The 24,085-nt window shown below is 50.8% G+C and carries 25 protein-coding genes; 10 read left to right on the top strand and 15 right to left on the bottom strand.

Annotated features, from left to right (window positions below; translation table 11 throughout):
* The first annotated feature begins 41 nt into the window (after positions 1 to 41).
* From METH5_RS0104005 to METH5_RS0103995, 3 genes are all read left to right on the top strand, one after another.
* Positions 42 to 524: a cytochrome c gene (locus tag METH5_RS0104005; protein ID WP_029147300.1), complete on the top strand. Its 483-nt coding sequence runs from the start codon at positions 42 to 44 to the stop codon at positions 522 to 524.
* 140 nt (positions 525 to 664) lie between these two features.
* On the top strand, positions 665 to 1,174 hold the full coding sequence (locus tag METH5_RS0104000) for a c-type cytochrome (protein ID WP_029147299.1): 510 nt from the start codon (positions 665 to 667) through the stop codon (positions 1,172 to 1,174).
* 75 nt (positions 1,175 to 1,249) lie between these two features.
* Positions 1,250 to 2,575, top strand: coding sequence for an NAD(P)/FAD-dependent oxidoreductase (locus METH5_RS0103995; protein ID WP_029147298.1), 1,326 nt, complete (start codon positions 1,250 to 1,252; stop codon positions 2,573 to 2,575).
* A gap of 64 nt (positions 2,576 to 2,639) precedes the next feature.
* On the opposite strand, the gene lplT is transcribed toward METH5_RS0103995, so the two are convergent.
* From lplT to moaA, 8 genes are all read right to left on the bottom strand, one after another.
* A complete protein-coding gene (gene lplT, locus METH5_RS0103990) occupies positions 2,640 to 3,806 on the bottom strand; it encodes a lysophospholipid transporter LplT (RefSeq protein WP_029147297.1) in 1,167 nt (388 codons plus the stop codon).
* Positions 3,807 to 3,826: 20 nt separating this feature from the next.
* Complete coding sequence (locus tag METH5_RS0103985; protein ID WP_029147296.1) at positions 3,827 to 5,221, bottom strand: PhoH family protein; 1,395 nt, start codon at positions 5,219 to 5,221, stop codon at positions 3,827 to 3,829.
* Between the two features lie 12 nt (positions 5,222 to 5,233).
* Positions 5,234 to 5,695 carry a peroxiredoxin gene (locus tag METH5_RS0103980; RefSeq protein ID WP_029147295.1) on the bottom strand — a complete coding sequence of 154 codons (462 nt, stop codon included), beginning with the start codon at positions 5,693 to 5,695 and terminating at the stop codon, positions 5,234 to 5,236.
* Positions 5,696 to 5,792: 97 nt separating this feature from the next.
* Positions 5,793 to 7,274: a HAMP domain-containing sensor histidine kinase gene (locus tag METH5_RS0103975; protein WP_036307579.1), complete on the bottom strand. Its 1,482-nt coding sequence runs from the start codon at positions 7,272 to 7,274 to the stop codon at positions 5,793 to 5,795.
* Positions 7,274 to 7,984, bottom strand: a complete 711-nt coding sequence (locus METH5_RS0103970) for an energy transducer TonB (RefSeq protein WP_232410938.1) — start codon at positions 7,982 to 7,984, stop codon at positions 7,274 to 7,276. The genes METH5_RS0103975 and METH5_RS0103970 overlap by 1 nt, the downstream gene beginning before the upstream one ends.
* Before the next feature lie 171 nt (positions 7,985 to 8,155).
* Complete coding sequence (gene glp, locus METH5_RS0103965) at positions 8,156 to 9,421, bottom strand: gephyrin-like molybdotransferase Glp (RefSeq protein ID WP_029147292.1); 1,266 nt, start codon at positions 9,419 to 9,421, stop codon at positions 8,156 to 8,158.
* Complete coding sequence (gene mobA / locus METH5_RS0103960) at positions 9,418 to 9,996, bottom strand: molybdenum cofactor guanylyltransferase MobA (RefSeq protein WP_029147291.1); 579 nt, start codon at positions 9,994 to 9,996, stop codon at positions 9,418 to 9,420. Before mobA ends, glp begins: the two co-directional genes overlap by 4 nt.
* On the bottom strand, positions 9,996 to 11,006 hold the full coding sequence (gene moaA / locus METH5_RS0103955) for a GTP 3',8-cyclase MoaA (RefSeq protein WP_029147290.1): 1,011 nt from the start codon (positions 11,004 to 11,006) through the stop codon (positions 9,996 to 9,998). Before moaA ends, mobA begins: the two co-directional genes overlap by 1 nt.
* A gap of 129 nt (positions 11,007 to 11,135) precedes the next feature.
* Here moaA and METH5_RS0103950 point away from each other — a divergent pair, with 129 nt between their 5' ends.
* Genes METH5_RS0103950 through METH5_RS0103930 form a run of 5 tightly spaced genes read left to right on the top strand, consistent with a single transcriptional unit; the run spans position 11,136 to position 17,254 of the window.
* On the top strand, positions 11,136 to 11,615 hold the full coding sequence (locus METH5_RS0103950) for a formate dehydrogenase subunit gamma (protein ID WP_029147289.1): 480 nt from the start codon (positions 11,136 to 11,138) through the stop codon (positions 11,613 to 11,615).
* Positions 11,608 to 13,173: an NADH-quinone oxidoreductase subunit NuoF gene (locus tag METH5_RS0103945; RefSeq protein WP_029147288.1), complete on the top strand. Its 1,566-nt coding sequence runs from the start codon at positions 11,608 to 11,610 to the stop codon at positions 13,171 to 13,173. Before METH5_RS0103950 ends, METH5_RS0103945 begins: the two co-directional genes overlap by 8 nt.
* Positions 13,174 to 13,193: 20 nt before the next feature.
* A complete protein-coding gene (gene fdhF, locus METH5_RS0103940) occupies positions 13,194 to 16,115 on the top strand; it encodes a formate dehydrogenase subunit alpha (RefSeq protein ID WP_029147287.1) in 2,922 nt (973 codons plus the stop codon).
* Positions 16,115 to 17,020 carry a formate dehydrogenase accessory sulfurtransferase FdhD gene (gene fdhD / locus METH5_RS0103935; RefSeq protein WP_029147286.1) on the top strand — a complete coding sequence of 302 codons (906 nt, stop codon included), beginning with the start codon at positions 16,115 to 16,117 and terminating at the stop codon, positions 17,018 to 17,020. Before fdhF ends, fdhD begins: the two co-directional genes overlap by 1 nt.
* A gap of 15 nt (positions 17,021 to 17,035) precedes the next feature.
* On the top strand, positions 17,036 to 17,254 hold the full coding sequence (locus METH5_RS0103930; RefSeq protein WP_029147285.1) for a formate dehydrogenase subunit delta: 219 nt from the start codon (positions 17,036 to 17,038) through the stop codon (positions 17,252 to 17,254).
* Between the two features lie 56 nt (positions 17,255 to 17,310).
* On the opposite strand, the gene METH5_RS0103925 is transcribed toward METH5_RS0103930, so the two are convergent.
* The 4 genes from METH5_RS0103925 to trxA form a co-directional block, all read right to left on the bottom strand.
* Entirely contained in the window at positions 17,311 to 18,990 is a 1,680-nt protein-coding gene (locus METH5_RS0103925; RefSeq protein ID WP_029147284.1) for a glycosyltransferase family 39 protein, read from the bottom strand.
* A gap of 119 nt (positions 18,991 to 19,109) precedes the next feature.
* Complete coding sequence (gene rpmE / locus METH5_RS0103920; protein WP_029147283.1) at positions 19,110 to 19,310, bottom strand: 50S ribosomal protein L31; 201 nt, start codon at positions 19,308 to 19,310, stop codon at positions 19,110 to 19,112.
* Between the two features lie 103 nt (positions 19,311 to 19,413).
* Positions 19,414 to 20,673: a transcription termination factor Rho gene (rho, locus tag METH5_RS0103915; RefSeq protein ID WP_029147282.1), complete on the bottom strand. Its 1,260-nt coding sequence runs from the start codon at positions 20,671 to 20,673 to the stop codon at positions 19,414 to 19,416.
* Positions 20,674 to 20,753: 80 nt separating this feature from the next.
* Positions 20,754 to 21,080 (bottom strand): thioredoxin TrxA, encoded by a 327-nt coding sequence (gene trxA / locus METH5_RS0103910; protein WP_019883507.1) that lies wholly within the window; start codon positions 21,078 to 21,080, stop codon positions 20,754 to 20,756.
* 227 nt (positions 21,081 to 21,307) lie between these two features.
* Here trxA and METH5_RS14720 point away from each other — a divergent pair, with 227 nt between their 5' ends.
* Positions 21,308 to 21,808 carry a TlpA disulfide reductase family protein gene (locus METH5_RS14720; protein ID WP_051412840.1) on the top strand — a complete coding sequence of 167 codons (501 nt, stop codon included), beginning with the start codon at positions 21,308 to 21,310 and terminating at the stop codon, positions 21,806 to 21,808.
* Position 21,809: 1 nt separating this feature from the next.
* Here the strand turns inward: METH5_RS14720 and METH5_RS0103900 are convergent, their stop codons facing one another.
* From METH5_RS0103900 to METH5_RS0103890, 3 genes are all read right to left on the bottom strand, one after another.
* Complete coding sequence (locus METH5_RS0103900) at positions 21,810 to 22,097, bottom strand: DUF3579 domain-containing protein (protein ID WP_019883505.1); 288 nt, start codon at positions 22,095 to 22,097, stop codon at positions 21,810 to 21,812.
* 27 nt (positions 22,098 to 22,124) lie between these two features.
* Entirely contained in the window at positions 22,125 to 22,709 is a 585-nt protein-coding gene (locus METH5_RS0103895) for a BON domain-containing protein (protein ID WP_029147281.1), read from the bottom strand.
* A gap of 75 nt (positions 22,710 to 22,784) precedes the next feature.
* Complete coding sequence (locus tag METH5_RS0103890; protein WP_029147280.1) at positions 22,785 to 23,141, bottom strand: YraN family protein; 357 nt, start codon at positions 23,139 to 23,141, stop codon at positions 22,785 to 22,787.
* A 78-nt stretch (positions 23,142 to 23,219) separates the two neighbouring features.
* On the opposite strand from METH5_RS0103890, the gene rsmI reads away from it, so the two are divergent.
* Positions 23,220 to 24,074 carry a 16S rRNA (cytidine(1402)-2'-O)-methyltransferase gene (gene rsmI, locus METH5_RS0103885; RefSeq protein ID WP_029147279.1) on the top strand — a complete coding sequence of 285 codons (855 nt, stop codon included), beginning with the start codon at positions 23,220 to 23,222 and terminating at the stop codon, positions 24,072 to 24,074.
* The last annotated feature ends 11 nt before the right edge of the window (positions 24,075 to 24,085 follow it).

Genomic DNA, 24,085 nt, shown 5'->3' with positions numbered 1-24,085 from the left:
TCAGTTAACGTCGCTCATTTTGTTTAGGATTAGGAGAAAACATGTTAGGCAACACATTTAAATCAGCATTGTTGATTTCCTTGATGGCATTTGCCACAGGTGCGATGGCTGATATTACTTTTTCAGCTACTCAAGACGGCTCAACCATCAACATCGACAAGGCAATGTTTGATACAGACGCTTCTAAAGAATTTTTAGCGACTGGTAAAAACCCTTACATCGGTAACGAGGACGCCATCAAAAAAGGCAAAAAGATCTTCAATCTGTACTCTTGCGTGGCTTGTCACGGTGGTAAAGGTGAAGGCGCTGTAGGCCCAGGCCTGATTGGTGCAAACTTCCGTTATGCTAAAGATGCCACTAACAAAGGTATGTTTGAAACGATCTGGCACGGTACTAATGGTGGTATGGGTGCTAAAGGCTTTGGTTTGATGGCTCCAGATGATGGTATCAAACCAGATGAAGTGCTGAAAGTCATTGCTTTTATTCGTAGCAATAGCAATGTAGGCACCACAGGCAACGAGTAATTGGTTGCGAATAAAAACGGTCACTGAGGTGACCGTTTTTTGTTTTTGTGGCACAATAAATGCAGTCGGTTTGATTATAAAAAACAATTAAAAACCGTTTTATTTCAAAGAACATGGATATTGGAAAGATGGGGGTAATCATGAGAAGTATGCTTTTAACAACGCTGCTTGCCACAATGCTGGCAGCCTGTAATAACGGTGGTCAATCTGGTGCTGCAGCTGATGCCGCTGCCGACATTAAGGCGATTCAGTTTGTAGCCACACAAGATGGTCAGCCGATGGAGATTGACCTCAAGATGTTTGATACACCGGCAGCCAAGGAGTTTTTAGCGACAGGTAAGAATCCTTATATCGGCAATGAAGAGGCGATTAAAGAAGGTAAAAAAAGATTTAACCTGTATTCTTGTGTCGCCTGCCACGGTGGTCATGGTGAAGGGGCCGTCGGCCCTGGCTTGATCGGTGAGAATTTCCGTTACAGCAAAAATGCGACGAATAAAGGCATGTTTGAAACAATTTGGCATGGCACTAATGGCGGTATGGGTGCCAAGGGCTTTGGGTTGATGGCGCCGGATGACGGCTTAAAACCGGATGATGTATTGAAGGTCATCGCTTTTATTCGTAGTCATGCCAAAATTACTGGTAACGAATAACGGTATAATTGAATTGTTGTGCGCGCTTGGCAGTACGGCAGGCGCGCTTTTTTATTGAAGGATTAAAGCGTGAGCGTGACAGACGAAAATGATTTACACCATGTCATCATTGTAGGTGGTGGTGCAGGTGGCCTGGAATTGGCGACTAAACTGGGTGACTCTCTGGGCAAAAAGAAAAAGGCCAGAATTACCCTGATTGATGCCACCAGGACCCATGTATGGAAACCGTTGTTACATGAAATTGCGGCAGGCAGTATGGATCCTGATCGCCATGAGCTGGAGTATTTGGCACAGGCGCACTGGCATCATTTCAAGTTCCGCCTGGGGCGCATGGATGGACTGAACCGCAGCACGCGTGAGGTGCTGCTGGCGCCCGTCCATGATGAGGATGGCAATGAAATTATTGCGCGCCGTTCATTCAAGTACGACACTCTGATTATTGCCGTCGGTAGTACGACCAATGATTTCGGCATTAAAGGCGCACGTGAGTTTTCAATGGCGCTCGATACGCAAGCACAGGCGCAAAAATTCCATCGTTATTTGCATAATGCTTTATTGCGCGCACAAACCCAGCCAGAGCCACTCAAATCTGGCCAGCTGGAAGTGGCGATTGTGGGTGCCGGGGCGACAGGTGTTGAGTTGGCAGCAGAGTTACATAATACGACGCGTGAGTTGGCGGCCTATGGCCTGGATAAGATTGATGCAGATCGTGACGTGAAAATCTCATTGATTGAAGCTAGCGACCGTATTTTGCCTGCATTGCCAGCAAAACTATCTTACGCAGTAGATGTTGAGTTGCGCAAGCTGCGTGTGAATGTGTTTACCGGCGAGCGCGTGACTGAGGTGTCTGAGAAGGGCATTACTACACACAGTGGCCGCACCATCCCGGCAGAACTCGTGGTGTGGGCGGCTGGTATCAAGGCCCCCGATTTCCTGAAAGATATTGATGGCCTGGAAACCAACCGGATTAATCAGTTGGTCGTGAATCAACATTTGCAAAGCTCGCGTGACGAGAATATTTTTGCCTTTGGTGATTGCGCGGCATGCCCATGGTTAGGCCATGACTCGACTGTACCACCGCGTGCGCAAGCCGCTCACCAGCAGTCCTCCTTGCTGGTAAAAACGGTTAAAGCGCGTGTCGCTGGTAAAGCGCAGTTGCCAGAGTTTCACTATACCGACTACGGTTCATTGGTGAATCTGGGTAAATACTCGACGGTAGGTAGCCTGATGGGTACGGTGGCAGGTGGCAGCATGTATATTCAAGGCTTGTTTGCACGCGTGATGTATCGCTCGTTGTACAAGATGCACTTAATGGCACTGCACGGCATTTTTGCTGTGATCGTGCATACCATTGGTCGCATCATCTCCAGACGTACTGAGCCGCACGTAAAACTGCATTAACGCTGCTGTGATGGCAATAAAAAAGGCGCCCCGGGCGCCTTTTTTATTAAGTGAGTGTATGTGCCTATTGCTTAATTTGCTTGCGATAAATCAGGCTAATCACCGACATGCTGATGATGATAAACACACCAAAAATAGCCACAATCGTGTTGATGTCGAGTTTTGCTCCGACCATCCAGGTATAGGCGCCCAGCAGCAGTAAAATGCCGATATTCTCATTAAAGTTTTGCACCGCGATTGAGTGGCCTGCACCCAGCAAATGGTGCCCTCTATGTTGTAGCAGCGAGTTAAGTGGCACCAGAAAGTACCCTGACAGCACACCAATCACAAACAGCAAGATGCCCGCTAGAATCGGGCTGTGGATCACAATCATGCTGATGACCAGGATACCCATATAAATGCCAGCCGGTAACACTTTCACTGCATTTTCAAGCTCAACATAACGTGACGCAATGATAGAGCCGCCAGCAATACCTACCGCCAGAATGGCAATCAAATAAGTAGCTTGTTGTTGAGAGAAGCCTAATCGGACATCGGCCCATTGCAGCACCACAAACTGTAAGGTGGCGCCTGCGCCCCAAAACAGTGTTGTCACCGCCAGCGATACCTGGCTCTGGGGGTCTTTCCATAGCGTAATAAACGCATGCCAGAAATCCTTGAGCAAAAAGCGCAATGTTTTTTGCTCAACCTTGTGATCAATCGGTACTTTAGGGATGTAATAGTTAAAGCCCGCCGCCAGTAAATATAGCAGCATGATGCAGGCGATGCCCATGTAGGGGTTGTTTATGGATAGCGTAGAGCCTAATACCGGGCCGAGAATGATGGCCGTTACCGTGGTGCCTTCCATCCATGCATTGGCCTTAATCAACAGCTTGGAAGGGAGCATCTCGGTGAGGATGCCATACTTCGCTGGCGAGTAGGCGGCTGCGCCGACACCGACCATTGCATAGGCATACAATGGCGGCACGCCGACCAGCGCCATCAAACAGCCGATAAACTTCAGGCCGTTACTCAAAAACATCACGCGGCCCTTTGGCAAAGCGTCGGCAAAAGGGCCGACAAAAGGGGCCAGCACAATGTAGGAGATGACAAAGAACTCTCGTAGCAGTGGCTCATGCCAACTCGGTGCATTGAGTTGGGCCAGCAGCGCTATCGCTGCAAACAAGAGTGCATTATCAGCGATTGCCGATAAAAACTGGGCAATCAATAAGGTATAAAAGCCTTTAACCATTACATTCAAGCAGACTGTGTCTACAGGACCTCGGCTGCAAAATCTGCCAGGCGTGAACGCTCGCCCCGCACCAGCGTGATATGGCCATTGTGTGCCCAGCTCTTGAAGCGATCCACCACATATGTCAGGCCTGAGCTACCTTCAGTCAGGTAGGGTGTATCAATCTGGGCAATGTTGCCCAAGCAAACCACTTTGGTACCTGGGCCTGCGCGTGTAATCAGGGTCTTCATTTGTTTAGGGGTCAGGTTTTGCGCTTCGTCGATGATTAAAAACTTATTGAGGAAGGTGCGTCCACGCATAAAATTTAACGATTTAATTTTAATGCGTGTGCGGATGAGGTCCTGAGTGGCGGCACGCCCCCATTCACCTACATCTTCATCCGTTTTATTCAATACGTCGAGGTTATCTTCCAGTGCGCCCATCCATGGCGCCATTTTCTCTTCTTCAGTGCCGGGCAAAAAGCCGATGTCTTCACCAACCGGCACGGTGACACGGGTCATGATGATCTCGGAATAGCGTTTTTTGTCCAGTGTTTGGGTCAGCGCGGCAGCCAGCGTCAGCAGGGTTTTGCCGGTGCCAGCCTGGCCTAATAGGGTGACAAAATCAATCTCAGGGTCCATCAGCAAATTGAGTGCGAAATTCTGTTCGCGATTGCGAGCGGTAATGCCCCAAACACTGTGTTTGGGGTTGTGGTGATCGTGTACCACTTCCAGCACGACTGAATTATCTTCTATTTTGCGCACGATGGCATGAAACGGCTTGTTGTATTCATAAAACACAAATTCATTCACCAGCAATGACTTGACGATGGGGCCGCTGATTTTATAAAACATGCGTCCTGCTTCTTGCCAGGAGTGCATGTCTTTGCTGTGCGCTTCCCAAAAGTCTTCCGGCAGCTCACGCAGGCCGGTATACAGCATATCGCTGTCTTCCAGCACTTTATCATTGAAATAATCTTCAGCCGGAACGCCCATGGCGCGGGCTTTAATGCGGATATTAATATCCTTGCTGACCAGGATGACATTGCGTTTGGCAAACTGTTTCTTCAGTGATAAGGCGACGCTGATGATCTGGTTATCGGCCTTGCTGCCTGCCAAGCCTGGCAGGTCAGTCGGCACATGTTCCATCTGGAAGAACAGCTTGCCGGTCAGGTGGCGATTACCCTGGATGCCAAGTGGACAGCCTTCTTCCAGTTTTTCAGTGTCTATGGTGCCGATGATTTCTTCCAGAAAACGGCTGGCCTGACGGGCGTTGCGGGCGACTTCAGTCAGCCCCTTTTTGTTATTGTCTAGTTCCTCCAATGTCACCATCGGCAAATAGACATCGTGCTCTTCAAATCTGAACAGTGACGAAGGGTCGTGCATCAGAACGTTGGTATCGAGAACAAAAAGCTTGGTGTGTGGAGCACTGGCCATAGAAAATCACTTTTATGAGTGGGAAGACTGAATACTGGCGTATACCTCGGCGGCATGCCCATCCACTTTGACACCGCGCCATTCGCGCACAATGATGCCTTGTGGGTTGACCAGAAATGTACTGCGTTCAATGCCACGTACCTGTTTGCCGTACATGTTTTTCATTTTGATCACGTTAAATGCCTGACAGGCGATTTCGTCACTGTCAGCAATCAGCTCAAACGGAAACGTATACTTGGCTTTGAAATTTTCGTGTGATTTCAGGCTATCGCGTGAAATACCAAAGACCACCGCATTCGCCGCAGCAAATTGTTGGTGCAGATCACGAAACTGCGTACCTTGGGTAGTACAGCCGGGCGTGGCATCTTTGGGGTAAAAATAGAGAACGAGAAACTTACCTAAATAGTCTTTGCTATTAAATTGAAGGCCGGATGTGGCCGGTAAGATGAGTTCTGGAACAGGTGAATTCAACATAGTATTCATGACAATCACTTAATCACATTGTTGATAAAAATACAAAATTAAGCAAGCACAAAACGAAAATTCTCATGTTAGTCACAGTGCGAGTCATTTACTGTGGCAACGTGATGGTGATGTGCGTGCCTTTACCGGGTTCGCTGTCAAACGTCATGGCCCCGCCTAGCTCCTCGCATACCTTAAAGGCAAACGGGATGCCTAAGCCTGTGCCAAAGCGTTTAGTGGTTGGGCCTGGAGTGAGCGCATGGGGTTCTGGTTTGAACGGCATGCCTGGCCCTTGATCTATGATGATGATGGTTAACAAGTTGTTTGCAAGCGCACACATTAACTGGATTTCCGTACCCTTGGGCGAAGCCTCTGAGGCATTTAACAGCAGGTTATATAGCATTTGCTCCAGCAAATGTTCATCTGTGAGTATCAGGCGTTTAATCGTCGCGCTGTTTTCAATCACCTTGATTTGTTTTTCATTCAGCTTTGGTTGCAAGGTGGTAATTGCACCCTGCACGATAGAAGAAAGCAGCAACTGGTTAAGCATGGGTTTGATCGGGTGCAGGTAAGACAGCAGGCTGCCGGTCCAACGCTCCAGCCGGTCTACAGTGTGGATAATGCCTTGAATCGACTCCAGCGTGTCTTTATCCAGCAGCGGGTCATCAATCACCTGTGCCGTGGCACGTATGCTGGCCAGCGGGTTGCGGATGTTATGCGCCAGCATCGGCACCAGCAAGCCGAGCGCAGCCTGCTTTTCGTTTTTAACCACGGCGTCACGGCTGGCCGCCAGGTCTTCGGCCATTTTGTTAATTTCTCTGGACAACACGGCAAGCTCTTCAGCACCGGCCTCGGGCACCTGATGGCTGAGATTGCCGGTACTAATGGCATTGGTTGCCTGCATGATGTCGTTAATCGGCCTGACAATAGAGTTTTTCAAAATACGCCGCGAATACACAATCAGGATGCAGGCCAGCAACAAGGGTAATGACAGCACGGCAATCGAGTTGCTCCTGGCGTCATCCAGCCGATGTTTGATTTCGCCTTGTTTCACAAACAGTAAGTTTTCGGCGCGTTTGGAAACCTCTTCATAATGTCTGAAAATGCCGGTTTCGATATCCTGGTAAATAGATTTTTGCGCTTTGCGATCGGGGTTGTTTTGATAGCGGTAAAACAGGGCGGGTGCTTCGTTGACCAGATTACGGTATTTGCGCTCAATGTCCATGAGCGCATCGCGCTCTTCCTGGTCGATGGCGATGTTTTGCAAGCGTTCCAGGTGCTCAAGAATCGACGATGTATATTGATTGTATTCTTGCAAGGCATTCTCTTCTTGTAAGAAAAATGCATCGAATAACTCTTTGGTTTGGCGATAAAGATCACCGCGCACCAAGTAGATTTCCTGAATCACAAAATTAATGCGTTGCGATTGTTTGGATGCCTTGTCCCATAGGTAAATCCCATAACCACCACTGGCGACGGCAAGCACAATCAGTGCAATAAAATACAAGTCATGAAACAGCAGCAAGTGTCTGAGCGGTTTGCCGTGGGCCCGGTGAGCAGCGCCCAAAGATAAAGTGCGTTTGAACAGCATTATTGGCTACCCATCAGTTTAAAACTGACCGGCACGTTGGTGGACTTCAACCTGCCGCGCAGTATGTCGTTAAACAGGGATTTAAACTGCGATTTTTTGATGGTTGCAATAGCCGCCTCGTCCAACGCCTTATTGCCACTGGATTCTGCCACTTCGATGCTAGTCACGTTGCCATGGTCATCAAAGGTAATGTGCAGGTTAGTCACCCCTTCAATGCTGCGTTCCAAGGCGATCCTCGGGTAACGCAAGTTTTTCTGAATTTCACGCTGTGCGGCTTCTTTAAAGGCGTTACGCGCGGCTTCAATGTCGCCTTCACTTGGTCCGCTGGCTTTGGGTGGTTCTGGTGGCGGTGCTGGCTGCGGCGCCGACGGGGCCACAACCACCTCCGGTTTCGTATCGCTGGCGGTTGGTTTGGCTGCAATGATGGCTGGTGCGGGCGACTCAACCGCCGGGCGCGCGGCCTCTGTCGGTGGTTCCGGGGTTGGTGATGGTTTTTGAGGGGCGACAGGTTTATGCTCGACCGGTTTGGGTTCGGCTTTGACTGGCTCTGGTTTTGGTGGCACCGGCGTAGATTGTTTGGGTGGTGGTGTGGGCTCAGGCTCAGCGACCGGTAATGCGGGTGCGGGTGGTTGTTCTTTCACCAGTTCAATGCGGATTTCCTGCTTTTTTGGCGGCGGCAGGTCATAGTCTGGCTTGGGCATTGTAAACATGATCGCGGCATGGATTAACAGTGAAGCGACCAAGCACCACTCTAATACATGATTGAACTGTTTAGATTCTTTTAAAACGGCTTGCACGCCAACACCTTTATGATTAAGCCCCGCTGCGACCCGACACTATAAGCTATTTTTTATGATTCACGCCAGCTTGCGCACGCAATGTTAGCAAGCCCCGCTAAAGGGCTGCACTTCAACCATCGCACCTGCGGCCAGTGCGCCGGTGGCTTCGTCCAGCACAATAAAACAATTGGCCTGACTCATACTGCTCAACATGCCGGAGCCTTGTTCGCCCGTTGTTTTGACTTGCCAGTGCTGGCCTTGTTTGAACAAGATGCCGCGCTGAAATTCGGTGCGCCCAGGCGCTTTTCTAATCGCGCTCACACATTCGACCTTGAACGAAGGTTGGTCAACTGCGCTCGCGCCCATCAAGCTTTTGAGTGCGGCTTGCACAAACTGGTAAAAAGTCACCATGGTAGATACCGGGTTGCCAGGTAAGCCAAAATAATGTGAGTGGCCAAGTTTGCCGTAGGCCAGCGGGCGCCCTGGTTTCATATTGATTTTCCAGAACAAGACCTGACCATGTTTTGCCAGCAATTGCTTCATAAAGTCAGCTTCGCCCACTGAAACGCCACCACTGCTAATCACCACATCGTGCGTGTTGGCGGCTTCTAATAAAGTATTTTCGAGCGCTTGCGGGTCATCGGCGACATTGCCGAGATCATGCGCATCCACGCCCAAGGCCTGCAACATGCCCCACAAGCTGTAACGATTACTGTCGTAAATCTGGCCCGCCTGCAACGGTTGGCCCACACTCACCAGCTCATCGCCCGTGCTAAAAAAAGCCACTTTCAAGCGGCGGTAAACCTGAACCTCTGCAATGCCAAGTGAGGCCAGTAAGCCCATGTCTGCCGGTTGTATTTGATGGCCGCGCGCCAGCACGGTTTGGCCCACGGCAATATCTTCACCGGTTAGCCGGATATTGGCCCCGAATGCCGGGATTTTTAATAGTGAGACAAGCTCACCTTCAGAGTGAGTGTGCTCCTGCATAACCACGGTATCCACGCCTGGCGGAATGACGGCGCCAGTCATGATTTTGACGCAGCCACCTACTGGCAAGACGCCAGTAAATGGATTGCCTGCAAAGGCGGTGCCTGCCAAGGTGAGCGGTTGATTGGCTTCTGCATGCCGAAAGGCAAAGCCGTCCATGGCTGAATTATTGTGCCCCGGCACATTGATGCCGGAGACCACCGGCGCCGCCAGCATACGACCAAGCGTTTGCTTGATGGCCATGGTTTCGGTATCTTGCACTGGCGATAAAAATTGCTGGATGTACTGACGCGCTTGCGTCACCGACATGGCATTCGGATCATAGTCATCTGCGCAAGAAGGATCATTGGCCAGTTGTTGCAAAAGGTCTTGGTTATTCATGGTAGCGAAGCAGGGGGTTGGTTGATGTTAGTAAATGCTTGCTCATCTTCAAAGCTCACAAATACATGGGGGTGCTCGGCTTGCCAGGCACTCACTTTGCGCTGACCTTGTTGCAGAAAGGCATCCAGGTCGGCGCGCAGTTGGCGTGGCATCAAGCAGAATACCGGGTGCGTGCCGCTCGCACTGCGTGCAATGGCCAGCATGGTTGGCGTGTGGTGAATGGCGGATGCTTGCTCTATCGCGCGGCGCAACCGGCTGACTAAATCCAGTGGTAATAACGGCGAGTCGCAAGGCACGCTGAGCACCCAGTCTGTGGTGGCGTGATGCAAGCCTGCCTGCATGCCCGCCAGCGGGCCATCAAATTGATCGTTGGCATCGGCAACAACGGGTAGGCCAAAGTCTTGATACTGATCTAGGTTGCGGTTGGCATTGATGATGACATGGTCTACTTGCGGCTGTATGCGCGCTAACACATGTGCCACCATGGGTCTGCCCTGGTAACTCACCAGGCCTTTATCTGCACCGCCCATCCGCATGCCGCGCCCACCGGCCAAAATCACCGCTGTAATCTGCATTAACCACCTGTGTGTGACATAAAGCGTATCACCGCAGGCGCCGCACGCCGCAAATCAAAGTCGTGGCCTTCTGGCTTGATGTGCATACCATGCAAAATGGCGTCAATTAAAGGTTGATCATCGTTGGGGTGGTTGCGCAGCAGTGGCAGCAAGTTCACTTGGTGGTCTTGCCCCAGGCATAAAAACAGCTCTCCCTGGCAGGTAATGCGCACGCGGTTGCAGCTTTCGCAAAAGTTATGGCTATGCGGCGAGATAAAGCCAATTTTTGTTTGCTCGCCATTGACCTGCCAGTAGCGCGCAGGGCCGCCTGTTCTGTGGGTACTAGGCGTGAGTGAGAACTTACTTTTTAACAAAGCCAGTGTTTCGGTATTGTTGACGCAACTTTGTTCGCGATCGTGGTCGACGGCCCCCAGCGGCATTTCTTCAATAAAGCTGATATCAACCTTTTTTTGAATGGCAAAGTTGACTAAAGCTTCTGCTTCATCGTCGTTGATACCACGCATGAGCACGGTATTGATTTTGATATTGTCAAAGCCAGCAGCCCTTGCTGCGTCCAGCCCGGTGAGCACTTTTGATAATTCACCCACGCGGGTGATGGTTTTAAAGCGTTGTTCTTGCAGGCTGTCGATGGAAATATTGATGCGTTTGACCCCGGCCGTTTTTAGCGTCACTGCATATTTATCCAGCTGGCTGCCGTTGGTGGTAAGCACGCATTCATCCAGACCTGGCAAATGGCCGATTTCTTCAAACAGCCACATCGCGTTTTTGCGTACCAGTGGTTCGCCGCCGGTGATGCGAACTTTACGCACGCCCATACGGACAAACAGTTTAACCAGGCGTGCACATTCTTCGAGTGACAACACGGCATCGCGCGGCAAAAAGGTCATGTCTTCTGCCATGCAGTATTGGCAACGAAAGTCACAACGATCGGTGATCGACAGGCGGATATAGTCCACCCGCCGACCAAACTGGTCGATCAATTGTGAGGGAATGTTGGCCGTGGTTTGCATGACTGTATGAAGGTCTAAAGTAATTCGTATTTTATGCCCTTTTTAGGCTTTCACAAGGCATAAATAGAGGATATGATTCGAGGGTGATAGAATGTAACTAAATTGTAACCAGTTAAATGTGAGGTCGGTTTGGATAACACATTAAGCCATGAGCAACACGCGCAAATACAGGCGCATATTCAAGCACATCAGCATGTGCCGGGCGGGTTAATGCCTTTGTTACATGCGATTCAGGACGATATTGGCTACGTGCCGGAAGCGGTTTACCCTGAGATTGCCAAAGCGCTGGCCCTGTCTGTGGCTGAGGTGCATGGTGTCGTTTCTTTTTATCATCATTTCCGTACCCACCCTATCGGTAAACATGTATTACAGGTCTGCCGGGCCGAGTCTTGTCAGGCCATGGGCTCAGAAAAACTGGAAGCCGCACTCAAGGCCACTTTAGGTGTGGATTATCACCAAACGACTACTGACGGTAACGTGACTTTGTTGCCGGTGTATTGCCTGGGTAACTGTGGTTGTTCGCCCGCGGTGATGCTTGATGACGAAGTCTACGGGCGCATGAGTGCTGAAAAAGTCACCGACTTGATTGCCGAGGTGTGCCATGGTTAAAGTCTATGTCCCGATTGATTCAACGGCGCTCTCTCTGGGCGCTGAGCGTACCGCTAAAAAAATGATGCAAGAAGCGCAGGCGCGTGGCGTTGATGTGACGCTGATACGCAACGGTTCACGTGGCTTGTTCTGGCTGGAGCCGCTGGTCGAAGTTGAAACCGCGCAAGGTCGTATTGCTTTTGGCCCGGTGCAACCTAAAGATGTCGCTGGGTTGTTCGACGCAATCTTTACCGATGCTTTGTCGGACACAGCCAAAGCGCATCCCTTATATTTAGGCCTGACCGATGAACTTGCCTGGTTAAAACAACAACAACGCCTGACATTCGCCCGCGTTGGTATTATCGACCCGATATCGCTAGAAGATTATCTGGCGCACGATGGCTACAAAGGCCTCAACAATGCGTTGGGCTTGTCAGGAGCCGACATTGTCAAAGCAGTGACGGATTCTGGCTTGCGTGGTCGCGGCGGTGCGGCTTTCCCGACCGGCATCAAGTGGAATACCGTGCTCAATGCTCCGTCTGAGCAAAAATATGTGGTGTGTAATGCTGACGAAGGCGACTCGGGTACTTATTCCGACCGCATGGTGATGGAAGATGATCCATTCATGCTGATTGAGGGCATGACCATTGCAGGGATTGCCGTTGGTGCGAGCCAGGGCTACATTTATTTACGTAGTGAATATCCACATGCGTTAAAAACCCTCAACGAGGCCATTCGTAAAGCCAATGTGGCGGGCTATCTGGGTGACGATATTTTAGGCTCAGGCCATACTTTTCATCTTGAAGTACGTCGGGCGGCTGGCGCCTATGTGTGCGGCGAAGAAACCTCCTTACTCGAAAGCCTGGAAGGCAAACGCGGCCTGGTGCGGTTTAAACCACCGCTGCCTGCGATTGAAGGTTTGTTTGGCAAGCCGACCATTGTGAATAACGTGATTTCACTGGCGACGATACCGATTATTTTAGATAAGGGCGCGCAGTATTATGCCGATTACGGCATGGGTCGCTCACGCGGCACCTTGCCTATTCAGTTGGCGGGCAATTTAAAGCAAACGGGCCTGGTCGAGCTGGCCTTTGGCGCCACCTTGCGCGAGCTACTGTATGACTATGGCGGCGGCTCTGCTTCGGGTCGTCCGATTCGTGCCGTGCAGGTAGGCGGCCCATTAGGCGCGTATCTGCCTGAAAGCCAGTTTGATACGCCGCTAGACTATGAAGAATTTACCAAGATTTGGGCGGTACTGGGTCACGGCGGCATTGTTGCGTTTGATGACAATGTTGATATGGCCAAAATGGCGCGCTACGCTTTTGAGTTTTGTGCTGTAGAAAGCTGCGGAAAATGTACGCCATGCCGCATTGGTTCTACGCGCGGCGTGGAGGTCATGGACAAGATTGTGCTGGGTAAAAACCACCCTAACAATGTGCAATTATTGCGCGATTTGTCCGACACTATGTTGAATGGTTCTTTGTGCGCGCTGGGGGGCATGACGCCTTACCCAGTTTTGAGTGCATTGAATCATTTTCCTGAAGATTTTGGTCTAAGTAATAAAGAAGCTGCTGCCTAAAGGCGGCAAAGGATGACGTTATGGATGACATCAAATACGCCTCTTCGCAGACGCCCGCATTGAAGTACGATGCAGATACCGATTACGGCACACCCAAGTCTGATAGTACCACCATGGTGACATTGTCAATTGACGGTGTGGACGTGACGGTGCCTGACGGAACCTCGATTATGCATGCCGCCCAACTGGGCGGTGTGACGGTGCCCAAGCTGTGTGCGACTGACTCATTGGAACCGTTTGGCTCCTGCCGTTTGTGCCTGGTCGAGATTGAAGGCCGCCGTGGTTACCCGGCGTCTTGTACCACGCCAGTCGCACCAGGGCTCAAGGTGAAAACCCAAACACCTAAACTGGCCGATGTGCGCCGTGGTGTGATGGAGTTGTATATTTCTGATCACCCGCTGGATTGCCTGACTTGTGGCGCTAACGGCGATTGCGAGTTGCAAGATATGGCGGGTGCAGTAGGGTTGCGTGAAGTGCGTTATGGTTACGAGGGCGAAAATCACCTCGGTCAGGCCAAGGACGAATCCAACCCTTATTTTACGTTTGACCCGTCTAAATGCATTGTCTGTTCACGTTGTGTGCGTGCCTGTGAAGAAACCCAGGGCACGTTTGCGCTGACCATTCAGGGCCGCGGGTTTGACAGCAAAGTGTCGGCTGGCAACACAGACTTTCTGGACTCAGAGTGTGTCTCGTGCGGCGCTTGCGTACAAGCCTGCCCAACGGCAACCCTCATGGAAAAAACCGTGATTGAAGCCGGAACGCCTGAGCATAAAGTCACCACTACCTGTGCTTATTGCGGTGTTGGTTGCAGCTTTGATGCTGAAATGAAAGGCGAGCAAGTGGTGCGCATGACGCCAACCAAAGACGGTGGCGCCAACCACGGCCATAGCTGCGTTAAAGGCCGTTTTGCCTGGGGCTATGCGACGCATGCTGATCGTATTACGACGCCTATGATCCGTAAAAGTATTCATGACCCCTGGCAAAAAGTGGGCTGGGATGAAGCGATTAATTATGCTGCCAGCGAAATTCAGCGTATTCAGGGGCAATATGGCAAAGAGTCTGTAGGCGGTATTACTTCCAGCCGTTGCACCAATGAAGAGGTATACGTGACGCAAAAGCTGATTCGCGCCGTGTTTGGCGTGAATAACGTTGATACTTGCGCCCGTGTGTGCCACAGCCCCACCGGTTATGGCTTAAAACAAACCCTGGGTGAGTCTGCTGGTACGCAGACCTTTGACTCGGTGATGCAGTCTGATGTGATTTTTGTCATGGGCGCTAACCCGACAGATGGCCACCCGGTGTTTGGCTCATTGATGAAACGCCGTTTGCGTGAAGGTGCCAAGCTCATCGTGGTTGACCCACGTGAAATTGACCTGGTGGACAATTCACCGCATGTGCGCGCTGACTATCATTTAAAACTGCGCCCTGGGACTAACGTCGCCATGATTTCTGCACTTTCACATGTGATTGTGACTGAGGGGCTGGTGCAGGAAGACTTTGTCAAAGCGCGGTGTGAATGGGATTCATTTGTGGCCTGGCGTGATTTTGCTGCCAAGGTAGAAAACTCCCCTGAGGCGCTAGAAAAGGAATTAGGCGTGCCTGCCGAACAGATTCGCGCAGCGGCACGGTTGTATGCCACTGGCGGCAACGCAGCTATTTATTATGGTTTGGGCGTGACTGAGCATAGCCAAGGCTCTACCACTGTGATGGGCATTGCTAACCTCGCCATGGCGACGGGCAATCTTGGCCGCGAAGGCGTGGGTGTCAACCCGCTGCGGGGTCAAAACAATGTGCAGGGGTCGTGTGACATGGGCTCTATGCCACATGAGTTTCCAGGCTACCGCCATGTGTCTGATGATGAAACGCGGGCGCAATTTGAGCAAGCCTGGGGTGTCAAACTGAGTGCTGACCCTGGCTTGCGTATTCCTAATATGCTGGACCTGGCGGCTGAAGGTAGTTTTAAAGCGGTGTATTGCGTGGGTGAGGATATTGCCCAGTCTGACCCGGATACTCAGCATGTGACGCATGCGCTGGAAAGCATGGAGTGCGTGATTGTGCAGGACTTGTTCTTGAACGAAACGGCCAAGTTTGCGCATGTGTTTTTCCCTGGGGCGTCTTTCCTGGAGAAAAATGGTACCTTTACCAATGCCGAGCGCCGCATTTCGCCAGTGCGCAAAGTGATGACCCCGAAAAATGGCCAAAGAGACCATGGCAAGCATGAGGCCGGACTGGAAGATTGGGAGATTACAGCAAAATTTTCAGCAGCACTGGGTTACCCAATGCATTACACCCATGCCAGCGACATCATGGACGAAATTGCTGCTTTGACGCCGACCTTTACTGGCGTCAGCTTTAAAAAACTGGATGAACTGGGCAGCATACAATGGCCATGTAACGACGAAGCACCAGATGGTACGCCCACCATGCATGTGGATGCTTTTGTGCGTGGTAAAGGTAAGTTTTTTATTACCCAATATGTGCCGACCACTGAGCGTGTTAACAAGAAGTATCCATTGATTTTAACCACTGGCCGCATTTTGTCGCAATACAATGTGGGCGCGCAAACACGCCGTACGCATAACGTGGCCTGGCATCATGAGGATGTGATTGAAATCCATCCGCACGATGCTGAAGACCGTGGCATTGCCGAAGGCGATTGGGTAGGCATTAGCAGTCGCGCCGGTCAAACGGTGTTGCGTGCCAAGATCACCGAGCGCGTACAGCCTGGGGTGGTGTACACCACGTTCCACCATCCAGAGTCGGGGGCCAATGTGATCACCACCGATAACTCTGACTGGGCAACCAATTGCCCGGAGTACAAAGTGACTGCCGTACAAGTGTCCAAAGTGAATCAGTTATCAGACTGGCAACAACAGTATCGCTCGTTTAGCGATACGCAAATTGAGTTGTCGGGAATGGATCCGCATACGGTTGTTTCTTGATGACAGTTGAAGTGGTCGATGTTGAAGCGTGCCCGTTGCCTGCCAGCCGCGAGTGGCAAGCAATTGATGCTGAGGAGGCCGTCAGTAGGCTGACGGTGACCCGTTGGCGCGACGGGCAGATAGCCACCGTGCCGGATGCCGTGGCAGAAGAAGTGCCCATTGCGCTGGTGTATAACGGTATTTCACATGTGGTGATGTTGGCGACCCCGGCTGACCTTGAGGATTTTGCCTACGGATTTTCGTTTACTGAGGGCATTATCACGCATCGCAGCCAGATCTATGGCATAGACAGCAAAGCCTTGTTTCATGCCAATGGCCACTTGCAGGGCATAGAATTACATATTGAATTGGCAACCGAACAGTTTGCAGCCCTCAAAGCGCAGCGACGTAATTTAACTGGTCGCACTGGCTGTGGGCTGTGTGGTGCTGAAAGTTTGCAACAAGTATTTAAACAGCCCATGTCGGCTGTTGGGCCTTTGGTTGCGGTGTCACTGTCGGCCATTGAGGCGGCGCTGGCCGGGTTAAGGTTGCAACAACCGCTACAACAATTGACGGGCGCCACTCATGCGAGTGCGATTGCAGATGCCCAGGGCCGGGTGTTGTGTGTGCGGGAGGATGTTGGCAGACACAATGCACTGGATAAGTTAATCGGCAGTTTGTTGCGCCAACAGTGTGATTTTTCGACCTTTTGGGGGCAACACTGGGTGCTGACAACCAGCCGCGCCAGCTACGAAATGGTGCAAAAAGTCGCCATGTCTGGTGGGCAGGCGTTGATTGCATTGTCAGCGCCCACCGCCTTGGCTGTCAATTTGGCGCAGGAATACGGGTTTTTGTTGGTGGGCTTTGCTAAAACTACGCAGTGCGTGGTGTATAGCGGCGCATTGTCTGAACAAGAGTCTTGCTAGAAAGAGTATAGGCGTATGGACGTTGAAAAACTAATCAAGATGGCCAATCAGATTGGCGATTTTTTCGAGGCGAATCCTGATGTGGAGGAGGCCAAGCTGGAAATTGCCAGTCATCTGAAAAAATTCTGGAACTCGGTCATGCTTAAATCGCTGGTCGCGCATGTGCAACAGCAGCAAGGGCTGGGTTTGCACCCTAGAGTTATCGCCGCGATTCAGCAGCACGTACAGGTTTAACTTACCATGCGCGCTGTTTTCACATTGCCGCGCTCATACGCTAGTATTTAGCGCCGTTAGTGGCGTTGCAGTAGTCTGAATGACTCTCTATTTTGGCGCGTTTGCTCGCCTTCCCAAATGACACGCCACTCTTCGCCAGGCAATACATGGCGCTTACCTGGTTGGTCTTCAATCAAATACAAATCACATTGTGTCGATTTGGTCTGTTCATGGTCTTTAAGGTGTATGCCCGTGTGGTAATGCAGCAAGTCCTCTTGTGACGCCCCTATATTTTGGGCGTGGATGCAGTTGTAATGTGCTGGCAGGTGTTTGCGTAAATCTTCAAACAGTGGCTGGTAGGTGCGCGCCGCTTCAATCATCGGCAACCACAAGCTCATAAACACAGTCCAGGCGCAGGTCATGCCTATCGCCCAGTTGGTGGCACTTGAGCGGTTGGAGTGTTTGGCACGCAGGACAATAGACAGCCAGGTTAGCGTCACTGCGACCGCAATCGCACCGTAGAGTAGGCTGAACGGGATGGTTTCCAGCCCGGATAAATAACTGAGGCGTTGGTAAAGTTTGAGCGGTGAGCCGTTGAGCATTGCCCACCAGCCAAGCCAGGCAATAGCAATCAACAGGCCAAACAAAATCAGGCCAAACCAGTTTAAGGCACCAGCAGCCCCGCGCTTGAGTGTTTCAATGCTGCCTGCGGCCAACACTGTTAATGGCACTAATAGAGGCAGCGCACTGACCTCGCTGCGGTCACTCATAAAGCCGATTAATATAAAAGCGATGCTGAAAAAAATCAGCCCGAGTTGAAAGCGGTAGGTGGTGAGCACTGAGTGCCTGAAGCGCCAAACACCCCACATGGCGAATGGCAGCGCTGGCCAGGCATACCAGGCCAGCGTTCTGACAAAGTAGCCATGGTTGCCCGGCAACTGAAATTGCCATTGTGATGACCACCAGGCATGCCACAGACCGGGTGCCCATTGCTGGCATAGCCAGCACCAAAGCCAGATGCCAGGCATGGCAAGCAGTGTGCCAGTTAACATGGCCCGGTAGGTAGGGCGGTGCTGGCGAATGGCGGGTACTAATAACAGGCAGAGTACTGACAGGATAATGGTCAATGCTGGCACCACACCGCCAGCCAAAAATGCGATTAACAGGCCTGTGCATAACAACCACATGGCCCGCATTGGTTTACGCATCACCAGCGCTAATGCATAAAAAGCCATGGTGATGCCGCTTAGGGCGGCGACGGCAGGCATCATGGTGTGGGCGCTAACGACCAGACCCAGGCAGCCGATAAAGATAAAGTTGGTTTGGCGACCAACCCCCAGGTTCCATAACTCTCGGCCACTGAGTCCGGTCATGATTAAAGTCACCAGCATCCAGAGGCCGACGCTTAGCCTGGCAGCATCATGCGTTGGCAATAATGGGGAGAGCAAATGGGCAAAGCCGGTGGCCGCCCAATAAAATAAAGGTGGTGTTTCCAATAATGGATGACCGGCAGAAACCGGTGCGATCCAGTAACCATGTGTCCAGCTGTCTGCAGACAGAAATGGATAGTCGATCAGGGTTTGAATGATGCTGGCCGATTGTGATTCAAACGGCTTCCATGGTGAGTGACCAATCAAGCCAACACAGAGCCAGATCGCGCACAGCAAAATGAGCAGGTGTGTTTTGGCGCGCTCGCCCACCTTGGCCCGCGGGGTGGCCATGTTTTCTTGCCAGTCGTGATCAATGTAAAACTGCATGTTTGAGGTCGAGTCGCAGAATAAAACGCATCATCAAAGTGTGATATTACCTCTGAAATGCCAGCTGATAAAAACAAAAAAGGCAGCTATGCTGCCTTTCTGGACCATATTTGGCGAAATTACATGCCGTATTTTTGGCGGAATTTCTCAACGCGACCAGCAGTATCCACGATCTTCTGTTTGCCAGTGTAGAACGGGTGGCACTGTGAGCACACTTCAATGTTCAGGTTTTTGCCGCTGGTAGAGCGGGTTTGAAATTTGTTGCCACAGCTACATGTGACGTTAATTTCCGGGTAACTTGGGTGAATATCAGCTTTCATGCTTTCTCTCAATCTTTAAGCAGTTGCAGTAAACGCGCGATTATCTATGAATTTAATTGATTTATCAATAGCTGATTGATAAATAATTGCATTCATTGCAGCATTAGCCGCGACGCATGCTGTCGAAGAAATCGTTGTTGCTCTTGGTTGCCTTGATTTTGTCGAGCAAGAACTCCATCGCTTCGAGGTCGTCCATCGGGTAAAGCAGTTTGCGCAATACCCAGATTTTTTGCAGTACGTCTTTGTCCAGCAGCAATTCTTCACGGCGGGTGCCAGATTTGTTGACGTTAATCGCTGGATAAGTACGCTTCTCGGCCATGCGTCTATCCAGATGGATTTCCATGTTGCCGGTGCCTTTAAATTCCTCGTAAATGACGTCATCCATCCGCGAGCCGGTGTCTACCAGTGCGGTTGCGATAATGGTCAGTGAGCCACCTTCTTCAACGTTACGCGCAGCACCAAAGAAACGTTTCGGTTTTTGCAATGCATTCGCATCCACACCACCGGTTAATACTTTGCCCGAAGAGGGGATGACCGTGTTGTAGGCGCGTGCCAGACGCGTAATTGAATCCAGCAGGATCACCACATCTTTTTTGTGTTCGATCAGGCGCTTGGCTTTTTCCAGCACCATTTCGGCCACTTGCACATGGCGCGTAGCCGGCTCGTCAAAGGTCGATGCCACCACTTCACCGCGCACAGAGCGTGTCATTTCTGTCACTTCTTCAGGGCGCTCGTCGATCAGCAGCACGATCATGATACAGTCAGGGTGATTGGCCGTAATGGCATGCGCAATGTTTTGCAACATGACGGTTTTACCGCTTTTGGGGCTGGCTACCAGCAAGGCGCGCTGGCCTTTACCAATCGGCGCAATCATGTCAATAACACGGCTGGTAATGTTTTCTTCACCGCGGATGTCTCGTTCCAGTTTTAATGGCACGGTCGGAAACAGCGGGGTCAGGTTTTCAAACAGAATCTTATGCTTGGTATTTTCAGGCGCCTCGTTATTGACGCTATCGACTTTCACCAATGCAAAGTAGCGCTCGCCATCCTTAGGGGTGCGAATTTCACCCTGGATGCTGTCACCTGTGTGCAGGTTAAAGCGACGAATCTGCGAGGGCGAGACGTAAATATCGTCCGGGCCAGCCAGGTAAGACGTATCCGGTGAGCGCAAAAAGCCGAACCCGTCTGGTAATACCTCCAGCGTGCCATCGCCAAAAATGCTGTCGCCTTTTTTAGCTTTGTTTTTAAGGATCGCAAAAATAAGATCTTGCTTGCGCATGCGACTGGCATTTTCAATGTCATTCGCAATGGCCATGTCGACCAGTTCGGTCACGGGGAGATGTTTTAGGTCGGATAAGTGCATGAGTAACTCGCTAGACTGAGAAACGCCGGAGAGGTTGAAAAGAAAACCCGGTTTCGCAGACTGGAAACCGGGTAAGTAGATTAAATGTTGCTATCAATAAAAGCGCTGAGTTGAGACTTGGACAATGCGCCGACTTTGGTCGCTTCAACATTGCCATTTTTAAACAACATCAGGGTTGGGATACCACGAATACCGTATTTTGGCGGTGTATTCTGGTTATCATCAATGTTCAGTTTTGCCACTTTCAGGCGGCCAGCGTATTCTTTGCTGATGTCATCCAGAATCGGTGCAATCATTTTACAAGGGCCGCACCATTCTGCCCAATAGTCCACCAGTACTGGAACTGTGGATTGCAATACTTCTTGTTCAAAGCTGGCGTCGCTTAAATGGGTAATGTTGTCGCTCATTATTGCCTCTTAAGAATGGTGAAGAATTTAAATCGAATGTAGACTGGATTTAAACAGAATTTTTTTGAAAGTGTGGCTAAATTTTGTTTGAATTAGTAATTTGCTGAAAGATGAAATTACCAAACGAGATAGTAACTAGTATAGCAACAGTTTTCACGCATAATCAAGTTTTTTCCGTCTATGTGATTGAGTATGGGGCGTGTTTTGAATAAAACAAGGGCTGGCCTATGGTGTGTCATCTATTAAAAAGCATGTTGGGCGGTTTATTGAGCATGGTGATTGCGGGCAATTGTATGGCCGCTGACGCTGCTGCAAACTGGGTGATGCAGGATATGGCTGGGCATACCCATCAATTATCCCACTATAAAGGGCAGTGGCTGGTGGTGAATTATTGGGCACCCTGGTGCCCGCCGTGCCTGGAAGAAATGCCGCAACTGGTGACTTTTTATGATACGCATGCCCATGAGAATGTCATGGTGCTGGGAGTGGCCGTGCAATATGACTCGGTGCAGGCGGTCAAAAAATATGCAGATGATATGCTGATTTCTTATCCGATTGTGTTGGGCAATGCCCAAAAGCGCCCGGTATTTACGCCTGAAGTGTTGCCGACGACTTATATCTATGCGCCGGATGGTTCGTTATACAAAGTAAAACGCGGCGCTTTAAGCCGGCAATGGTTAGAAAGCTTGCTTAAAGAGGCCGCGTCAGCGCCTGCAGTGACTCGGTAAACTAAATCGTCACTGCCTCGCCTGCCGGATTAATCACGCTGAGCTGGTTTTCTTTGGCAAATTGAATCAGTTGCTCAAAGCCAGCCGGATTGACGTCTTTGAGCTTCATATCTACCGATAAGCTACGGACGTTATTGACCAGCTTGGGTTTCAGGTAAGGTGAATAGCGCAGTTTTTTGTCATCGCCAAAAGTGGCGTAGGTACTGCACATGCGGTCCACCCAGTCACTCGGGCGAAAAGGCTTTCCGGCCAATGTGATGCCCTGAATAATAATTTCCTGATTTTCCATGCAGATTCCTTAAAGCAACGTTAACAATTAATTGGTGTATTCAAATACTTTGACGACTTTAGTCACGCCTTCGGTGGTTCTGGCGATTTCAACGGCGTCGGTGGCTTCTTTTTCAGAGACGATGCCCATCAGGTAAACCACGCTGCCTTCGGTCACGACTTTAACCACATTAGCCGGGAACAGGCGCTCGCTTACGAAGCGCGCTTTGACTTTGGTAGTAATGAAGGTGTCGTTGCTGCGGTCGCCAATGGAGGAGGCAGGAGCAACGGTGAGCCCGTTATGAATGTTGCGCACATTGGAAATTTCACGCGTCAGCGTTTCTGCTTGCGTTAATTGTGCTTCGGTAGGCACTTCGCCAGACAGCAGCACAATGCGATTGTAACTGGTGACATTAATATGCGCAGCTTTGTCCATGTATTGAGACAAGCGCTTGAGTGTTTTTAGTTCGATATTTTCATCTTCTACATAAATGCCGGATGTGCGGCGATCTGCCGCCATCGCACCACCTGCAGCTGCACCACCCACCACAGCAGGAAAACAGCCGCTCAGTTGAGTGCTGAGCAATAACAAGGCAATGGCAGAAACTTTTCTGGTGAAAATTGGTTGGGTCATGAAACTTCCTTGATCGACGAGAAAAACTAAAGATGCTGGGTGTGACAGCAGAAGACAAATAAAATTCTACGCTTTTTATGTGTCGATTGCATTACGAATCCAGTGCGGTGCGTTGTATTGGGTGTTATCAAACAGGATAGCGTCGAAGCGGCAGGCGGTGTTGAGGTCGTTTGCTTGCAAATAAAACTGGGCTGCGCGGATCAGTTTTTGTTGTTTGCGATGGTCTATGCTGTCGGCCGCGCTAGCGAAGGCACGATGGCTGCGTAAGCGCACTTCGACAAATACCAGGGTTTGTTTGTCGCGCATGATCAAGTCTATTTCACCAAAGCGGCAGCTATAGTTTTGCGTGATCAGCACCAGGCCTTGCTGTTGCAAAAAATGCACAGCAGCCGTCTCTGCGGCCAGTCCTCGGTTGTTTTGGTTGAGTTTCATAATGCGCCTGATGTCTGTTGCGATGCGCGGCCTGCTTTAATGCTTAGCGAAACCGACGCGATGGCATAAAATGCCTGCATGAACGAGATCGGTACATTATATGTGGTGGCAACGCCCATCGGCAATCTGGGTGATATTACCCAGCGTGCTTTAACTACCTTGCAGCAGGTCGATGCGATTGCGGCCGAGGATACCCGTCATAGTGTTGGGCTGTTGCGGCATTTTGGCATTAGCAAGCCGTTATTAGCTGTGCACGAGCATAATGAGCAGCAATCCGCGCAGGGCTTGATCAAGCGCTTACTGGCGGGCGAGTCGATTGCGCTGATTACGGATGCTGGCACGCCTGCAGTGAGTGACCCGGGTGCGGTGGTGGTGCAGGCCGTGCGCCAGGCGGGGGTGAAAATTGTGCCGGTGCCGGGGGCCAGCGCGGTGATTACAGCTTTGTCAGCAGCAGGGATTACCCAGTCTGGCTTTTATTTTGATGGCTTTTTGCCTGCCAGCGGCTCGCAGCGTCGCAAGCGCCTGCAGGCGCTCAAAGTGATTCCGTCTACGCTGGTGTTTTACGAGGCGCCGCACCGTATTGTCGAGTGCGTGCAGGATTTGCACGATACGCTGGGTGGGTCGCGTCAATTGACGCTGGCACGCGAGCTGACCAAAACCTTTGAAACCATCCATACCTGCCTATTGACAGAGGCGGTAGACTGGTTAAATGCGGACACCAATCAGCAGCGCGGTGAGTTTGTGTTGCTGGTGCATCCTGAAGTGCTCGAGAAGGTAGAGGGTCTGGATGAAGAAACATTAAGAATATTGCAGCGTTTGCTGCAGGAGTTGCCGCTCAAGCAGGCGGTGGCGCTGGCGACGGATATTACCGGCCAGAAAAAAAACGAATTATACGAAGCAGCGCTTGCGCTCAAGGCAGCAAACCCAAATTAAAAGGTAACAAA

The organism is Methylophilus sp. 5, assembly GCF_000515275.1.
In the GTDB taxonomy this organism is placed as follows: domain Bacteria; phylum Pseudomonadota; class Gammaproteobacteria; order Burkholderiales; family Methylophilaceae; genus Methylophilus.
This window is presented reverse-complemented; position numbering and strand designations above follow the sequence as displayed.

Coding starts and splice junctions, on each gene's coding strand:
- fdhD (WP_029147286.1), top strand. CDS start 16,115: ATGACAGTTGAAGTGGTCGATGTTGAAGCGTGCCCGTTGCCTGCCAGC.
- METH5_RS0104000 (WP_029147299.1), top strand. CDS start 665: ATGAGAAGTATGCTTTTAACAACGCTGCTTGCCACAATGCTGGCAGCC.
- METH5_RS14720 (WP_051412840.1), top strand. CDS start 21,308: ATGGTGTGTCATCTATTAAAAAGCATGTTGGGCGGTTTATTGAGCATG.
- METH5_RS0103975 (WP_036307579.1), bottom strand. CDS start 7,274: ATGCTGTTCAAACGCACTTTATCTTTGGGCGCTGCTCACCGGGCCCAC.
- METH5_RS0103925 (WP_029147284.1), bottom strand. CDS start 18,990: ATGCAGTTTTACATTGATCACGACTGGCAAGAAAACATGGCCACCCCG.
- METH5_RS0104005 (WP_029147300.1), top strand. CDS start 42: ATGTTAGGCAACACATTTAAATCAGCATTGTTGATTTCCTTGATGGCA.
- rho (WP_029147282.1), bottom strand. CDS start 20,673: ATGCACTTATCCGACCTAAAACATCTCCCCGTGACCGAACTGGTCGAC.
- METH5_RS0103985 (WP_029147296.1), bottom strand. CDS start 5,221: ATGGCCAGTGCTCCACACACCAAGCTTTTTGTTCTCGATACCAACGTT.
- moaA (WP_029147290.1), bottom strand. CDS start 11,006: ATGCAAACCACGGCCAACATTCCCTCACAATTGATCGACCAGTTTGGT.
- rpmE (WP_029147283.1), bottom strand. CDS start 19,310: ATGAAAGCTGATATTCACCCAAGTTACCCGGAAATTAACGTCACATGT.
- METH5_RS0103900 (WP_019883505.1), bottom strand. CDS start 22,097: ATGGAAAATCAGGAAATTATTATTCAGGGCATCACATTGGCCGGAAAG.
- METH5_RS0103890 (WP_029147280.1), bottom strand. CDS start 23,141: ATGAAACTCAACCAAAACAACCGAGGACTGGCCGCAGAGACGGCTGCT.
- fdhF (WP_029147287.1), top strand. CDS start 13,194: ATGGATGACATCAAATACGCCTCTTCGCAGACGCCCGCATTGAAGTAC.
- METH5_RS0103895 (WP_029147281.1), bottom strand. CDS start 22,709: ATGACCCAACCAATTTTCACCAGAAAAGTTTCTGCCATTGCCTTGTTA.
- lplT (WP_029147297.1), bottom strand. CDS start 3,806: ATGGTTAAAGGCTTTTATACCTTATTGATTGCCCAGTTTTTATCGGCA.
- rsmI (WP_029147279.1), top strand. CDS start 23,220: ATGAACGAGATCGGTACATTATATGTGGTGGCAACGCCCATCGGCAAT.
- mobA (WP_029147291.1), bottom strand. CDS start 9,996: ATGCAGATTACAGCGGTGATTTTGGCCGGTGGGCGCGGCATGCGGATG.
- METH5_RS0103970 (WP_232410938.1), bottom strand. CDS start 7,984: ATGTTTACAATGCCCAAGCCAGACTATGACCTGCCGCCGCCAAAAAAG.
- METH5_RS0103945 (WP_029147288.1), top strand. CDS start 11,608: ATGGTTAAAGTCTATGTCCCGATTGATTCAACGGCGCTCTCTCTGGGC.
- trxA (WP_019883507.1), bottom strand. CDS start 21,080: ATGAGCGACAACATTACCCATTTAAGCGACGCCAGCTTTGAACAAGAA.
- METH5_RS0103930 (WP_029147285.1), top strand. CDS start 17,036: ATGGACGTTGAAAAACTAATCAAGATGGCCAATCAGATTGGCGATTTT.
- glp (WP_029147292.1), bottom strand. CDS start 9,421: ATGAATAACCAAGACCTTTTGCAACAACTGGCCAATGATCCTTCTTGC.
- METH5_RS0103980 (WP_029147295.1), bottom strand. CDS start 5,695: ATGTTGAATTCACCTGTTCCAGAACTCATCTTACCGGCCACATCCGGC.